14 protein-coding genes are annotated in these 13,531 nt (G+C 76.0%); 6 read left to right on the forward strand and 8 right to left on the reverse strand.

Features of this window, described 5'->3' with window-relative positions:
* The first annotated feature begins 231 nt into the window (after window positions 1–231).
* Window positions 232–639: a hypothetical protein gene (locus AC0OO9_RS23590; RefSeq protein WP_132240024.1), complete on the forward strand. Its 408-nt coding sequence runs from the start codon at window positions 232–234 to the stop codon at window positions 637–639.
* 175 nt (window positions 640–814) lie between these two features.
* Here the strand turns inward: AC0OO9_RS23590 and AC0OO9_RS23595 are convergent, their stop codons facing one another.
* Both AC0OO9_RS23595 and AC0OO9_RS23600 read right to left on the reverse strand, forming a co-directional pair.
* Complete coding sequence (locus AC0OO9_RS23595; RefSeq protein ID WP_484512427.1) at window positions 815–3,121, reverse strand: HelD family protein; 2,307 nt, start codon at window positions 3,119–3,121, stop codon at window positions 815–817.
* 172 nt (window positions 3,122–3,293) lie between these two features.
* Window positions 3,294–4,388, reverse strand: coding sequence for a LolA family protein (locus AC0OO9_RS23600; RefSeq protein WP_484512429.1), 1,095 nt, complete (start codon window positions 4,386–4,388; stop codon window positions 3,294–3,296).
* A 93-nt stretch (window positions 4,389–4,481) separates the two neighbouring features.
* Between AC0OO9_RS23600 and AC0OO9_RS23605 the strand changes: the two genes are divergently transcribed.
* The gene (locus tag AC0OO9_RS23605) at window positions 4,482–5,138 is read left to right on the forward strand and encodes a response regulator transcription factor (RefSeq protein WP_132240027.1); all 657 of its coding nucleotides are present in this window, start codon (window positions 4,482–4,484) and stop codon (window positions 5,136–5,138) included.
* A 95-nt stretch (window positions 5,139–5,233) separates the two neighbouring features.
* The gene (locus AC0OO9_RS23610; RefSeq protein ID WP_484518021.1) at window positions 5,234–6,670 is read left to right on the forward strand and encodes a sensor histidine kinase; all 1,437 of its coding nucleotides are present in this window, start codon (window positions 5,234–5,236) and stop codon (window positions 6,668–6,670) included.
* 19 nt (window positions 6,671–6,689) lie between these two features.
* On the opposite strand, the gene AC0OO9_RS23615 is transcribed toward AC0OO9_RS23610, so the two are convergent.
* On the reverse strand, window positions 6,690–8,252 hold the full coding sequence (locus AC0OO9_RS23615; RefSeq protein ID WP_484512432.1) for a fibronectin type III domain-containing protein: 1,563 nt from the start codon (window positions 8,250–8,252) through the stop codon (window positions 6,690–6,692).
* A 57-nt stretch (window positions 8,253–8,309) separates the two neighbouring features.
* Window positions 8,310–8,771: a MarR family winged helix-turn-helix transcriptional regulator gene (locus AC0OO9_RS23620; protein ID WP_484518022.1), complete on the reverse strand. Its 462-nt coding sequence runs from the start codon at window positions 8,769–8,771 to the stop codon at window positions 8,310–8,312.
* Window positions 8,772–8,821: 50 nt separating this feature from the next.
* Between AC0OO9_RS23620 and AC0OO9_RS23625 the strand changes: the two genes are divergently transcribed.
* Together AC0OO9_RS23625 and AC0OO9_RS23630 are read left to right on the forward strand one after the other, a co-directional pair.
* Window positions 8,822–9,343, forward strand: a complete 522-nt coding sequence (locus AC0OO9_RS23625; protein ID WP_484512433.1) for a VOC family protein — start codon at window positions 8,822–8,824, stop codon at window positions 9,341–9,343.
* A 132-nt stretch (window positions 9,344–9,475) separates the two neighbouring features.
* On the forward strand, window positions 9,476–10,366 hold the full coding sequence (locus AC0OO9_RS23630) for a hypothetical protein (RefSeq protein WP_484512435.1): 891 nt from the start codon (window positions 9,476–9,478) through the stop codon (window positions 10,364–10,366).
* 57 nt (window positions 10,367–10,423) lie between these two features.
* Here AC0OO9_RS23630 and AC0OO9_RS23635 read toward each other — a convergent pair whose 3' ends face one another.
* Window positions 10,424–10,603 (reverse strand): DUF4236 domain-containing protein, encoded by a 180-nt coding sequence (locus AC0OO9_RS23635; protein WP_007075522.1) that lies wholly within the window; start codon window positions 10,601–10,603, stop codon window positions 10,424–10,426.
* A gap of 324 nt (window positions 10,604–10,927) precedes the next feature.
* Here AC0OO9_RS23635 and AC0OO9_RS23640 point away from each other — a divergent pair, with 324 nt between their 5' ends.
* Window positions 10,928–11,497, forward strand: a complete 570-nt coding sequence (locus AC0OO9_RS23640) for a flavin reductase family protein (RefSeq protein WP_484512437.1) — start codon at window positions 10,928–10,930, stop codon at window positions 11,495–11,497.
* Window positions 11,498–11,539: 42 nt separating this feature from the next.
* Here the strand turns inward: AC0OO9_RS23640 and AC0OO9_RS23645 are convergent, their stop codons facing one another.
* Genes AC0OO9_RS23645 through AC0OO9_RS23655 form a run of 3 tightly spaced genes read right to left on the reverse strand, consistent with a single transcriptional unit; the run spans window position 11,540 to window position 13,417 of the window.
* The gene (locus tag AC0OO9_RS23645) at window positions 11,540–12,052 is read right to left on the reverse strand and encodes a GNAT family N-acetyltransferase (protein WP_484512439.1); all 513 of its coding nucleotides are present in this window, start codon (window positions 12,050–12,052) and stop codon (window positions 11,540–11,542) included.
* Window positions 12,052–12,507: an RrF2 family transcriptional regulator gene (locus tag AC0OO9_RS23650; protein ID WP_121398934.1), complete on the reverse strand. Its 456-nt coding sequence runs from the start codon at window positions 12,505–12,507 to the stop codon at window positions 12,052–12,054. Before AC0OO9_RS23650 ends, AC0OO9_RS23645 begins: the two co-directional genes overlap by 1 nt.
* A gap of 7 nt (window positions 12,508–12,514) precedes the next feature.
* Complete coding sequence (locus AC0OO9_RS23655; RefSeq protein WP_327030964.1) at window positions 12,515–13,417, reverse strand: helix-turn-helix transcriptional regulator; 903 nt, start codon at window positions 13,415–13,417, stop codon at window positions 12,515–12,517.
* Between the last annotated feature and the right edge of the window lie 114 nt (window positions 13,418–13,531).

Here is a 13,531-nt window from a genome sequence, read left to right on the forward strand (position 1 = left end):
ACCCCACCCGGTCCCGGCCTCGCCCCGAAGCCCGGGCGTCGATCATGCAGTTGTGGTGGGGTGCAAAACGCCTGAATCGGTATCCGACGGGCACCACGACTGCGTGATCGACGCCGGGTGTGGGCGAGGCGCGGCGAGGCGGTGGGACAGCGGGGCGGCAGGTGGGGCGGGTTTGTTGGTGAGGGTGGCGGGCACGCATGTCGGACCGACCACTCCTGTGAGGTGATGGACATGCGTGAGGACGACGTGCGACAGGACGCCGCCCGGCGGGCCGAGGAGCGGATCGCCGGTGGCGTGTACGGCGAGGGCGTGCTCGACGAGGTGACCGTGCCCCCTACCGACGTGCAGCGGGTCATCCAGGACGAGGACCCGGACGACCCGGCGCACGTTCCGGTCGACCCGGAGGTGCTGCGCGACGGCGGGCCGACCCGGGGGCAGGGCGCCGTCACCACGACCGGCGGCACCGCCGGCCCGGCCAGCGTGCGCCGGGTGGCACGCCAGCCGGAGCGGCACCCGGGCAAGGTGGCCCCGACCACCACGGGCGACGCCACCACCGGCGGCCTGAGCACCCCGGCGAGCGGCTCCACCAGCGACCAGTCCGGCACCGCCAGCCAGGTCGGCGACTTCACCCCGGAGTGACCCGCCGACCCGGTCGCAGGGGGCCGGCGGGCGCAACCGGGCCGGCAGGCGCAACGGGGCCAGCGGGCGCAACGGGGCCAGCGGGCGCAACGGGGCCAGCGGGCGCAACGGGGCCAGCGGGCGCAACGGGGCCAGCGGGCGCAACGGGGCCGGCGGGTGGAACCGGGCCGGCAGGTCAGGTGGGGCGGAGGATGCCCAGGCGTTGGGTGGCGCGGGTGAGGGCGACGTAGAGGTCGCTGCGGCCCCGGGGCGACTCCGCCACGATGCGGTCGGGGTCGACCAGGACGACCGAGTCGAATTCGAGGCCCTTGGCCTGGCCGACGGTGAGCACCACCACGCGGCTCTCCAGCTCCGGGTCCTCGCCGATGGCCGCCTCGGGCAGGGCGGCGGTGAGCGCGGCGCCCAGCTCGTCGACCCGGCCGGTCGGCACGATCACGCCGAGCCGGCCGTCGTCCAGGCCAGCGGCCTCCCGGGTGGTGGCGGCGACCAGCTCCGCCGCCAGGCGCTCCGGTGCCACCGCGCGGTCCCACGGCGGGACACCGCTGGAGCGTACGGAGCGGGGTGGGCGCAGCGCCGGGTCGATCTCGGTGAGCACGTCGGCGGCGACCGCCATGATCTCGGCCGGGGTGCGGTAGCTGACGGTCAGCTCCTCCAGCCGCCAGCGCTGCGCCACGTACGGCTCCAGCGCGTCGGCCCAGGACGGGGTGCCGGACAGCGCGCCGGTCTGCGCCACGTCGCCGACGATGGTCATGGAGCGGCTCGGGCAGCGGCGCATCAGCAGCCGCCAGGCCATCGGCGAGAGCTCCTGTGCCTCGTCGACGATCACGTGCCCGAACGCCCAGCCCCGGTCGGCCGCGGCCCGCTGGGCGGTGGTGAGCCGGTCCGCCTCCTCCTGCCGCTCCAGCAGCCGGTCGGCGTCGATCAGGTCGGTGACGCCGAGGATCTCACCGCCGTCGGCCTCGTCCTCCACGTCGATGGAGCGGGAGCCCCGGGCGATCTCCAGCACGCCCTCGGCGTACTCCCGTTGCAGGGCCCGGATCCGCTCCCGGCGGGCGGCGGCGGCGCGCTCGTCCTCGCCGAGCAGCTCGGCCGCCTCGTCGAGCAGCGGGACGTCGGCCGGCGTCCAGCCGCCCGGCTCGCGGTGCAGCATGGCCCGCTCGGCCTCGGTGAGCATGGGCGCGGCGACGGCGATCCGGTCGGGGGAGGCGTACAGGTCGGCGAGCAGGCGCTGCGGGGTCAGCACCGGCCAGAGCTGGTCCAGCACGGCCCGCACCTCGGGCTCCTCGCGCAGCTCGCGGCGGATCTCCGCCACATCGGCCTCGTCGAGCAGGTTCTCCCCGCCCAGCGGGTCCGCGCCGATGCGCTCGGCGACCTGGGCCGCGAGGGCATGGACGATCTCGACGTCGAAGAGCGCCCGGGCCAGGTTGTGCGGCCGCTCGGACCGGCGGGCCCGCTCCCGGGCGGCGCGGACGGTCTCGGGGTCGAGCAGCAGCACCTCCTGCTGCGGCAGCTCGATCTCCAGCGGCTCGTCGGGCACCCACTGCCGGTCCCGTACGGCGGCGGCCAGCACCTCGACCAGCACCGCGCGGCCCTTGAGCGCGGCGGTACCGGCGGGCTCGGCGCGGCGGGCGCTGACCCCCGGGAAGAGGTCGCCCTGCGTCCGCAGGAGCACGCCCGTCTCGGCCAGCGCCGGGAGCACCTGGGAGATGTAGCGCAGGAACGTGGCGTTCGGGCCGACCATGAGCACGCCCCGGGTGGAGAGCTGCTCACGGTGGGTGTAGAGCAGGTACGCCGCGCGGTGCAGCGCGACGGCGGTCTTGCCGGTGCCGGGGCCACCCTGCACGACCAGTACGCCCGGCAGGTCGGCGCGGATGATCCGGTCCTGCTCGGCCTGGATGGTCTCGACGATGTCGCGCATCCGGCCGGTGCGCCCGGCGTTGAGCGCGGCGAGCAACGACGCCTCGCCGGTCAGCTCCTCGTGGGCGGTGGGGGAGGCGGTGTCCAGGTCCAGCACCTCGTCGTTGAGGGCGATCACCTTGCGTTCCCGGGTGCGCAGGTGCCGGCGGCGACGCACTCCCTGGGAGTTGGCCGCGGTGGCGAGGTAGAAGGCGCGGGCCGCCGGGGCGCGCCAGTCCATCAGCAGCGGGTCGTAGTCGCCGCCGGTGTCGAAGATGCCGATCCGGCCGATGTAGTGCGGGCCGCCGTCGTCGGTGTCGAGCCGGCCGAAGCAGAGGCCGCTCTCCACGGCGGAGAGCTGCTCGACCTGGTCGGCGTACATCCGCACCGCGCTGTCGCGCTGGGAACGGGCCTGGAGGGTGCCACCGGTCGCCCGCAGCTCCTCGGTCAACCGTTGGGACGCCTGCTCGCGCAGCTCGTCCAGCCGGCGGTAGAGCATCGAGACGTATTCCTGTTCGCGGCCGATTTCGTCATCGGACTGCAATTCGGCGGAATCGGCGGAATGCCTTGACAAGCCGTCTCCCATTTGGTTAGTATCTCTCTCGGAACGGCTTTCGATGGCCGTTCTTTTTTGTTGCCTGAACTGAGAAAGATACCGTGCGCCAGGCGTCGCGACCAAGCGTGCCGGGCCACGCCACAGGCCGCGCCGCACAGACAGCGGGGGCCCGCCGCGTGGCGGGCCCCCGGACTGCCGGTCCTCAGCTCCTGGCGACCTCGTAGAGCCGCTCCGGCGTCACCGCTCCGGCGATGAGCCGGCCGTCGTCGGTGAGCAGCGCGCTGAACAGCTTCCCGGTCAGCAGCCGGCCGCTGCCCCAGTCGCCGCTGACCTTCGGCAGCCTGCCGAGCAGCGCCGCCGGGTCGCCGGTCGACCCGTCCCCGGCCCGGTCGGCGGGCGCGCCGGCGCCGTCGAGCCGCGCGACCACCACCGTGGCCCAGCTCTCGCCGACGGTACGCACGTCCGGCCGCTCGCCGTGCGCCGGGCGCTTCCCGGGCGCGTCGGCGGGCTGCCTCCCGGCGGTCTCCTCGGTCACCTTCACCCCGGGCGGCGGGTTGAAGGTGAACTGCTCGGCGTCCGGCCGGGCGTACGACACCTGGGTGAAGGCCATCTCGAAGGCCGGCTTGTCGCTGCCGTCGGCGAAGACCTCGAAGCGCAGCGGCACGTGCTGGCGCGCGTCGATGGCGATGCGCACCTGGTGCACCAGCGAGGCGGCGTCGCGCGGGGCGAGCACCAGCTCGTACGCGTCCCGGCCGGCGACCGTGGCGGACCGGCCGACGCTCACCTCGGTGCTCGGGCTGATCGCCGCCAGGGCCCGGTCGGCCGCCTCCCCGGGGGTGACCGGCAACTCCCGGCTCTCGGCCCCGGCGGCGCCCTCGGGCAGCGTGCGGTGGGTGGCGGTGTTGGACCGGCTGTTCCAGGCCCACACGTCGCGGCCGTTGCGGATGACGTCCCGCTCGCCGAGCGTGTCCACGAGGGCGATGCGCTGCCGGTCGGGCCCGGAGTGCCAGACCCGCAGCGTGTGCGTGCCGGTCAGCAGGCCGGCCGGCCCGTCGCCGGCGACCAGGCCGGCCAGCGGCGGCAGGCCCAGGTCGGCGCGCTGCACGACCGTGCCGGAGAGCCCCTCCAGCCGGGAGGTCTGCAGGTCGACCAGGAGTTGGGCGGCGGTACGCGGCGGCAGGCTCGGCTCGGCCTGGGCAGCGAACGTGCCGAGCGCGGCGCCGCCGCCGATGACGGTCACGACGGCGGTCACCGGGACCAGCCAGCGTAGGACGGGACGGCTCTTCAGGACGGACATGTGACACCTCCTGCCGACATCCTGCCCGAACGACGCTGTGAGGGCGCTGAGGACGACCGTACGACCGCCCGCGCGGGTGGCACCCTTGACCCCGTGCGGTTGCTGGTGGTGGAGGACGAGTCGCGGCTGGCGTCCGCCCTGCAACGGGGTCTGCAGGCCGAGGGGTTCGCGGTGGACGTGGCGGCGACCGGCCCGGCAGGGCTCGACGCGGCCCGGCACGGCGGGTACGACGCGATGATCCTCGACGTGATGCTGCCCGGCCTCTCCGGCTACGAGCTGGTGCGCCGGCTGCGCGCCGAGGAGCACTGGCTCCCGGTGCTCATGCTCTCGGCGAAGGACGGCGAGTACGACCAGGCCGACGGGCTGGACTGCGGGGCCGACGACTACCTCACCAAGCCCTTCTCGTACGTCGTGCTGCTGGCCCGGCTGCGGGCCCTGTTGCGTCGCGGCGCCCCCGAACGCCCCACGGTCCTCGCGGTCGGCGACCTGCGCCTCGACCCGGCCCGGCGGCGGGTGACCCGGGCCGACGCCGAGGTCGCGCTGACCAGCCGCGAGTTCGCGCTGCTCGACTACCTGATGCGCCGCCCCGGCGAGGTGGTCTCCAAGACGGAGCTGCTCGACCACGTCTGGGACGCCAGCGTCGAGACGGCGCCCAACGCCGTCGAGGTCTACGTCGGGTACCTGCGGCGCAAGATCGGCCGGGAGCGTCTGGAGACGGTCCGGGGCGCCGGCTACCGGCTCGCCCCGTGAACAGCGAAGGAAGGGCACCTTCCTATCGCGTACGCGACAGGAAGGTGCCCTTCCTTGCCGGGATGCGCGGCGCGCTCGGGCTGCGCGGGCGGCTGATGGCGGTCGGGGTGCTCGGGGTGTCGGGGGGACTGGCCGTCGGCGGGCTCGTCCTGCTCGCCGTGCTCGGCTGGGCCCTGCAACGCGCCGTGGACACCGAGGCGTTCCAGACCGCCGACGCGGTCGCGCTGCTCGCCGCCGAGGAGGTCCTGCCCGATCCGCTGCCGGTGGCCGGTGGACAGGTCCGGGTGCAGGTGATCGACGCCGAGGGCCGGGTCCGGGCCGCCTCGATCGACGCCGACCGGCTGGTGCCGATGGTGTCGCCGGGACGGATCGACTACGGCGCGCGGCAGCGGCTGACGGTGTCGGGGGAGCGGGTCGGCCTGGCCGGGCCGGTGCGGGTGGTGACCGTACCGGCGGGCACCGCCACCGACCCGCGCACCGTCCTGGTGGCCCGGTCGCTGGCGGACGTACGGCACAGCGCGCACGTCGTACGGACCATCCTGCTGGTGAGCTTCCCGCTGCTGGTGGCGGTGCTGGCCGCCGTGGCATGGCGGGTGGTCGGCGCGACCCTGCGCCCGGTGGAGGCGCTGCGCCGGGGCGCCGAGGAGATCACCGGGCGGGACGGGGGCGGGCGGCTGCCCGTACCGGCGTCGCAGGACGAGATCCACCGGCTGGCGGTCACGCTCAACGGGATGCTGGGCCGGCTGGAGTCCGCCCGGGACCGGCAGCGGGCGTTCGTCGCCGACGCCGCCCACGAGCTGCGCAGCCCGCTGACGAACATCCGCACCGAGCTGGAGGTCGCCCGGCGGCTCGCCGACCGGACGGACTGGACGGCGGTGTCGGCGAACCTGCTCGCCGACACCGAGCGGCTCGGCCGGCTCGTCGACGACCTGCTCCTGCTGGCCCGGCTCGACGAGCGGCCGACGGCGCGGGCCACCGGGCCGGTCGAGTTGGGGGCCCTGCTGGCGGCGGTGGCCGCCCGGTACCCGTCGCCGCCGGTGCGCCTCGACGCGCCGGTGACGCCGCTGTGGACCGAGGGCGACCCCGACGAGCTGCGCCGGATCCTCACCAACCTGGTCGACAACGCGGTCCGGCACGCCCACGGCGAGGTGGTGCTGACCGCCGGTCCGGGCGCCGACGAGGCGGGCGGCGCCGGCGGGACGGCCGGTCGGGGAGTGCCGGACGGCGGGACCGCGGGCGGGAGAGCGGGCGGCAGCGGCGCGGGCGCGTACCACCTGGTGACGGTGACCGACGACGGGCCGGGGATCCCGGCCGCGGACCGGGAGCGGGTCTTCGGGCGGTTCACCCGGCTCGACGACGCCCGCGCCCGCGACGACGGCGGCGCGGGCCTCGGGCTGGCCATCGTGCGCGAGCTGGTCCGCCGGGCCGGCGGCGGCATCGTCCTGACCGACGCCCACCCCGGCCGGGACGGCGGTCCGGGGCTGCGGGTACGGCTGCTGCTACCGGCCCTGCCCGACCCGGAGCGGCCCTAGCCGTCAGTCAAGAGGGCCGTCAGCCGCGGCGGGTGCAGACCTGCTGGGCGCGGGCGATCGTGTCGGTCGACCACACGACCGCGACGGTGAAGCAGTAGTCGGTGCTGCGGTTCAGTCCGTAGACGACGAAGGCGGTGGTGCCGGCGGGCAGGTTGGCGAAGGCCGTTTGCGCCTGGCCCTCCCGGCCGCCCGAGATGACCACCGGGCCCTCCCCGCCGGCCGGGTACGTCCAGCGCAGCGCCACGTTGTCGCGGTTGTCCCGCAGCGTCACCGAGCCCGGCGGGCTGCCGGGGGAGGCCACGGCCCCGGCCGTGGGGCTGGCGGCGGGCGGGGCGCCCGTGCCGGCCGGGTCCCCGGCCCGCGTGGAGGCCGGTGCGCCGGTCGCCGCCGGCGGCGCCGGATCGGGGTCACCGTCGACCCCGGCCACCCCGGCGATCACCGCGGCCGTGCCCAGCAGCACCACCAGGACGCCGCCGACGGCGAGCGGCAGCAGCCGGTTGGCGCGCCGGGACGGGGCGCGGTGCACCGGCACCGGCAGCAGCCGCGACGGCTGGTAGGGCTCCTCGGGCGCGCCGGGCTGACGGACCCGGTGCACCCCTTCGGCCTCCTCGGTGGCGCCGCCGGCCAGGGGGACGACCGCCGGCGGCACGGCGCTGTCGGCCGGCCCGTCCCCGGCGTCGGCCTCCGGGGGCCACCAGCCGGACGGCGGGTCCTCCGTCGGCTGCCGGGGCGTCGGCACCACGTGCGGCGGCCCGGCGTACGGGTCCGGCTCCGCCGGGCGGTAGCCCGCCTGCGAGGGGTGCTGTGCCGTCGCCGGCCCGTCGCCCGGAGGCGGGGTGCGCGCGGACGGCACGAACGGACCGTCCCGGTCGACGGGCGCGGTGTCGGCGCAGACGTGGTCCGGGTTGGCCGCCGCCCTGGCCAGCCCCGCCACCTGCGTGGCCAGCGGGTCGTCCGCCGGCAGGTGCTGCCGGCACAGCTCCCTGGCCAGCGCCAGGTTGTCGTGCGCCTCGGCGAACTGCCCGCAGTCGCGCCGCATCGCCCCGAGCCGGGCCAGCATCTTGATGCCGCTGGGGTGCCCGTCGCCGTAGACCTCGCGGTGCAGCTCCCAGGCGTCCAGCAGCCGGTCGCGGGCCACCTGGCACTGGCCGCGCGCGTACTCCACGGTGGCCAGGTCGGCGTGGGCGGCGAGCACCCGCAGCGACTCGGGACCGTCGAGCGCGGTCAGCTCGATGATCACTTCCTGGTAGAGCCGGGCGGCGCGCGACCAGCTGCCGACCCGGTGCAGCACCGCCGCGAGGGTGGCCGCGGCGGCCACCGTGCGCTGGTCGGAGCGCCCGTGCAGCCGGGTCGCGGCCGCGTACGCGAAGGCGGCCCAGCCCCGGGCCGAGTGCGGCTCGCCGAGGGCGACCAGCACGCGGGCCTGGAGGCTGGCGGCCTCGGCCAGCTCGGGTGTGGCGTTGGCCGGACGCGGGTCGGCGTCGGTCAGCGCGTCGGCGAGCAGCCGTTGGGCACCGGCGAGGTCGCCGGAGGACACCAGGTAATGCGCCTGGTCAGTCAGTTCACCGAAGCCGGAAGGCACGCCCCATCGTGCTCATCCGACGACGGTAAGTACAAGACCCGAGCGGGAGTGTATTGGTCAAGAACCGGTCAGGTGTGTGGCGAGCGTCTCGCTGATCCGGCGCAACTGGTCCACCTGGGCCGGGCTCAACGCGTCGAACAGGTGCCGGCGTACCCCCTCGACGTGGCCGGGCGCGGCGGCGGCGAGGGTGGCGAATCCCTCGTCGGTGAGGACGGCGATCTGCCCGCGCCGGTCGGTGGGGCACTCCTCGCGGCGGACCCAGCCGGCCGCCTCCAGCCGGGCCACGGCGTGCGAGAGTCGGCTGCGCGAGGAGCCGCTGGCCTCGGCGAGGTCGCTCATCCGCAGCCGCCGCTGCGGCGCCTCGGAGAGCCGGACCAGGATCTCGTAGTAGGCGTGCGGCATCCCGGCGTCGCGTTGCAGCTCCCGGTCCAGCGCCTCCATCAGCGCCCGGGAGGCGGTCAGGTACGCGCGCCAGGTGCGCTGCTCGTCGGGGTCCAGCCAGCGGGTCATGACGCCCATCATACGCCAGATAGTTGAACGTTCAACAAAACCGCGCTAGCGTCGGTGACATGGGAATCCACCGCCTCAACCACGCCGTGCTCTACGTCAGTGACCTCGCCCGCAGCGTCGCCTTCTACCGCGACGTGCTGGGCTTCCGGCCGATCCCGATGACGCCGGACGGCTTCCGGGGCGCCGCCTTCCTCCAGGCGCCCGGCTCCACCAACGACCATGACCTCGGCCTCTTCGAGGTCGGCGCGGGCACCGGCCCCTCCACCGCCGGCCGCGGCACCGTCGGGCTCTACCACCTGGCCTGGGAGGTCGACACCCTCGACGAGCTGGAGGTGACCGCCCAGCGGCTCGCCGCCGCCGGCGCCCTGGTCGGCGCGTCCGACCACGGCACCACCAAGAGCCTCTACGGCCAGGACCCGGACGGGCTGGAGTTCGAGATCGTCTGGCTGGTGCCCGCCGACCGGCTCGACGACGCCGCCCTGGCCGCCCGCAAGCGGATCGGCCGGCTCGACCTGGACGCCGAGCGGCGGCGCTACGGCGGCCAGACCCGTGGCGGCGTGGGCGTCTCCGTCCCGGCCTGACCCGAGCGGGATCCGACGGCGTCCCGTCCTGACCGCCGGGGACGGGACCCCGCCCCGACCGCGCGCCGCGCCGTCCGGCCCGGATGGGGGAGCTGTGCCCGGCCCGGGACGGGCGTGCGGTAGAACGGCAGCATGCCGACCGACGCCGTCCTGCGCGAGCTGCTCGTCCGACACCTGGAGACCTGGCTGCCGGGGGCGCTGCACCGCGCCCGGCGGGCCACCCTGGCCCTGGCGTACGCCGGCGGCGACGCCGGCTCCGCGGAGGCCGCGCTGCGGGTGGTCGCCCGGCACGCCGACCGGCTGCGGGGTCGCCAGCTCACCGTGCTGGTGCTCGCCGACGGCACCGAGGAACTGCCGGCCCGGCTCGGCGCCGTCGAGGCGGAGCTGCCGGCGGGCGTCGCCGTGCACCTCGTACCCGGCGGACCGGCCCGGCTGCCGGTGGCGGTCAAGGCGGCCGGCGCGGCCGGCGCGCCCCTGCTGTCCGTCGTGGACGATGCCGCCGCCGATCCCGCCGTGCTGACCGCCGCGGCGATCGGCAAGCCGGCGGACGTGCTGCTCGCCACCGCCGCCGGCACCCCCGCGCGCGCCGCCCTCGCCGACGCCGGGTTCCCGCTGACGACCGAGGTGGAGCTGGTGCCCGCCGACGGGACCCCGGCGCGGCTGCTCGCCTTCGCGACGGGGTCGGACAAGAGCCTGGAGGCGTTCAAGGAGGCGCTCTGGGCGGTCGACGGTGCCGCCGGCGTGCGCTACCGCGACCCGGCGGGGCGGCTGCTCGACGTCGTCGCCGCCCCGGAGCCCGGCCCGCTGCGCCGCGAACTGCTGGCGGAGCTGGCGCGCTCCGGCCCGCGTACGGTCACCGAGCTGCGCCGGCACGCCCTCACGGCGACCGCCTACCGGTCGTCCGATGCCGTCCGGGCGCTGACCGGCCTGCTCGACGCGGGGGAGGCGACCCGTGACCCGGAGCACGGTCGGCTCGGCGGCGACGTGGTCGTCTCGGCGCGCGGGGACGGGCCGGCGTCCTGACGCGAACGCCGAGCGGGGTGCCGGTGGATCACCGGCACCCCGCTCGACCTCGGGACCTCACGCCCGGGACTTGTCCTGCTTCCAGGACAGCGGACCCGGCAGGTCGACCCGGTGCGCCTTGGCCCGCGAGTTCCAGGACCAGCGACCGATCTTGATGCTCCAGGAGGAGAAGCCGTTCTCGGTGAAGTTCAGGATGATCGGACCGTACTTCTTGCGCTTGCGGAACATCAGACCCATCGTCGGACTCCCTTCGATTCCCTTCCCTGCCCTGTCGAACCCGAACATGCCCGGATCGCCGAATCGTGAAACCCCGCCCGTCCGCTCTGGACGGTGGTGGGGCGCCTGTGCGTCCGAGGGCGTCGAACCCCACCCGCCGGCATAGGGGTTCGGGGCGGTGCCGGCCGACGTCGATCCCGTCTCCGCTAGGGGCATTGACCGGGGCCCCGGCCCCCGGCAGCATGGGGCGATGACGCAGCGGGACGATCTTCTCCACGCGGCTCGCCTGCCCGTCGACGCAGGGCTGCCCGGCGCCTCCGGCGCCCACCCGACCCCGCAGCCGGCGTGACCACCGTGGAGTGGCCCAGGCAGGGCGACGCCGACCTGCTGCCGGTGGACCGGGACCTGTTCCGGACGCTGCTGCGCCGGCAGGCCGCCACCGTCACCGTCGTCACCGCCGTCGCCCCTGGCAGCGCGCCGGCCCACCCGGACGCCTCCGGCGGGCCCGTCCGGGCCGGCTTCACCGCCACGTCGTTCACGTCGGTCTCGCTGGACCCGCCGCTGGTCTCGTTCTGCCTCGGGACCGCCTCGTCGAGCTGGCCCGTCTTCGCCCGCGCCGAGCACGTCGCCGTGCACCTGCTCGGCGCCCACCAGCGGGAGGCCGCCCGGGTCTTCGCCACCGGCGGGATCGACCGGTTTGCCGCCTATCCGCACTGGACGCCGGGGCCGTTCGACGTGCCGTTGCTGACCGGAGCGCTGGCCCGGCTGCTGTGCCGGGTCGCGCACCGGGTGCCGCTCGGCGACCACACCCTCTTCGTGGTCGAGCCGCTCGCGCTCGGCGGCGGCGAGGACGGGGACCCACTGGTCTACCACCGGGGCGGCTACACCACGACGGGCCCGCCGCCGGGGCCCTGACCGGGCCGGACCCCGCCCCACGGCGCGGCCGGCCGGCCCTGGTCAGGCGGGGGCGCGGTCGATGACGAGCACGCGGGTCACGCTGCCGTCGTCCTCGGCGATGTCGCGTTCGTGGACGAAGCCGATCCTGGCCAGCAGCGACAGCGAGGCGTGGTTGGCGTCGGCGACCGTCGCGTACACGCGGGGCAGGCCGAGGGTGTCGAACCCGTAGCGGACCAGGGCCCGGGCCAGCTCCGTGCCGAGACCGGCGCCCCAGGCCGGCTCCGCCAGGGCGTAGATGATCTCGTGACCGTCGACCTGGTCCGTCCGCTTGATCTCGGCGTGCCCGACGTAGCGACCGTCCCGGCGCACCGCCCAGACGTCGAAGAGGTCCTCCGCGTAGACCTTCGTGAAGATCCGCCCGAAGAGGGCGCCGGCCGCCTCGGCGCTCAGCGGGCCGTCGCCCATGAACCGGCCCACCTCCGGGTCGGCGAGCAGCGACACGGCGTCCTCGGCGTCGTCCGGCCGGTAGGGCTCCAGCAGCAGTCGGTCGGTGTGCAGGACGGGCGTGGGCATCAGCGCGGCTCCCAGGCGTCGGGCAAAGCCGTCAACCTACGGACGTGGGCGGGCAACCGGCCACTGATTATCTCCGCGAGGCTCACCTCGTCGACCACCCGTCGCACGGCGGCCCGCACCGCGACCCAGAGCCCGGGCAGGTTCTCCGCCGCGCCCTCGTAGCTGGTCTCCTCCGGGCGCAGCCCGCGCACCCCGGCCAGCGGACCCTCCACGGCGCGCAGCACCGCGCCGACGGTCACCTCGCGCGGCGGCCGGGCCAGCGTGTAGCCGCCCTCGGCGCCGCGCTGCGCCCGGACGATGCCGGCCCGCCGCAGGTCGGCCAGGACGGCCTCCAGGAACTTGCGCGGCATGTCCTGCTCCGTGGCGATGGCCTGGGTGGACAGCAGCCGAGGGTACGCGGTGGCGAGGCTCAGGGCCGCCCGTACCGCGTAGTCGCCGCGCGCGGAGATCTGCACCCCGACATCATGCCCCGCGCGGTCGGCCGGTCGCGTCGGCGGGCGGGCGGGGACGGACCACCGGCCCGGGTACCGGCTGCTCACGGGCCGCGCGGAACGCGCCCGGGCTCACCCCGACCTCCCGGGTGAAGAACCGGCCGAAGTTCGTCGGCTCGGAGAAGCCCAGCCGCCGGCCGATGCGGGCGATCGGCTCGTCGGTGGCGGCCAGCAGCCGGCTCGCCTGGAGGGCCACGCGCTCGTCGACCACCTGCTTGGCGCTGCGGCCGGTCACCGCCAGGCAGGCCCGGGTGAGCGTGCGCACCGAGCAGCCCAGCCGGGCGGCGTAGTCCTCGACCCGGCGGGTGTGCTGGTAGCCGCGTTCGACCTCGCGGCACAGCCGATGGAAGGTGGCGGCCTCGGCCCGGGTCGCCGGGTGGGCGCGTTCGGGCAGCATCGACAGCCGCAGCAGCAGCACGGCGAGCTGGTGGCGGAGCAGTCCGCGCGCGACGGCCAACCCCCGGTGCCGCTGGCAGTCCACCGCCAGCTGGCTCACCTCGTTGATCACCGCGTCCTCGTCCTCGCCGGCGAGCTGGAGCCATGCCGGGACGGCGTCCGGGTCGACGTCGAGCCCGCGCAGCGCCGCCGGATCCCAGCGCACCACCGTCGCGTCGAGCTGCGGGCCGGCGCAGCGCAGCACCTGGCCGGCGCGCACCCGCAGCAGCGTGCCGGGGCGGCAGGGCAGGGCGCGGAAGTCCAGCTCGGCCGTGCCGTGTCCGCCCGTGGTCAGCACGAGCAGGTCCTTCTCCAGCAGCACCGGACGACGCCAGCGCGGCTCGGGGGCGAGGTCACCGAGGGCGACCGTGTCGATCTCGGCGGGGGCGGTCGCCGGGTTGCCGGGCGGAGCGGGGGAGAGCTGACCGGAAGAGACCATCGCCTGCGACGGTAGCCCGGGGCGACGGTCGACGCATCCCGGAAAGGCCGCCCAGGCCAGCGGCCGGCCGGTCGCACCGCGGCTCCGGCCCGCCGGCCGAGCGGTGCGCCGGGC

Source organism: Micromonospora sp. USAFONa4 (genome assembly GCF_057197825.1).

Bases quoted from the DNA above. Each gene is read 5' to 3' on its own strand.
- AC0OO9_RS23590 (WP_132240024.1), top strand. From the start codon at position 232: ATGCGTGAGGACGACGTGCGACAGGACGCCGCCCGGCGGGCCGAGGAG.
- AC0OO9_RS23595 (WP_484512427.1), bottom strand. From the start codon at position 3,121: ATGGGAGACGGCTTGTCAAGGCATTCCGCCGATTCCGCCGAATTGCAG.
- AC0OO9_RS23600 (WP_484512429.1), bottom strand. From the start codon at position 4,388: ATGTCCGTCCTGAAGAGCCGTCCCGTCCTACGCTGGCTGGTCCCGGTG.
- AC0OO9_RS23610 (WP_484518021.1), top strand. From the start codon at position 5,234: ATGGCGGTCGGGGTGCTCGGGGTGTCGGGGGGACTGGCCGTCGGCGGG.
- AC0OO9_RS23620 (WP_484518022.1), bottom strand. From the start codon at position 8,771: ATGGGCGTCATGACCCGCTGGCTGGACCCCGACGAGCAGCGCACCTGG.
- AC0OO9_RS23625 (WP_484512433.1), top strand. From the start codon at position 8,822: ATGGGAATCCACCGCCTCAACCACGCCGTGCTCTACGTCAGTGACCTC.
- AC0OO9_RS23630 (WP_484512435.1), top strand. From the start codon at position 9,476: ATGCCGACCGACGCCGTCCTGCGCGAGCTGCTCGTCCGACACCTGGAG.
- AC0OO9_RS23635 (WP_007075522.1), bottom strand. From the start codon at position 10,603: ATGGGTCTGATGTTCCGCAAGCGCAAGAAGTACGGTCCGATCATCCTG.
- AC0OO9_RS23645 (WP_484512439.1), bottom strand. From the start codon at position 12,052: ATGCCCACGCCCGTCCTGCACACCGACCGACTGCTGCTGGAGCCCTAC.
- AC0OO9_RS23655 (WP_327030964.1), bottom strand. From the start codon at position 13,417: ATGGTCTCTTCCGGTCAGCTCTCCCCCGCTCCGCCCGGCAACCCGGCG.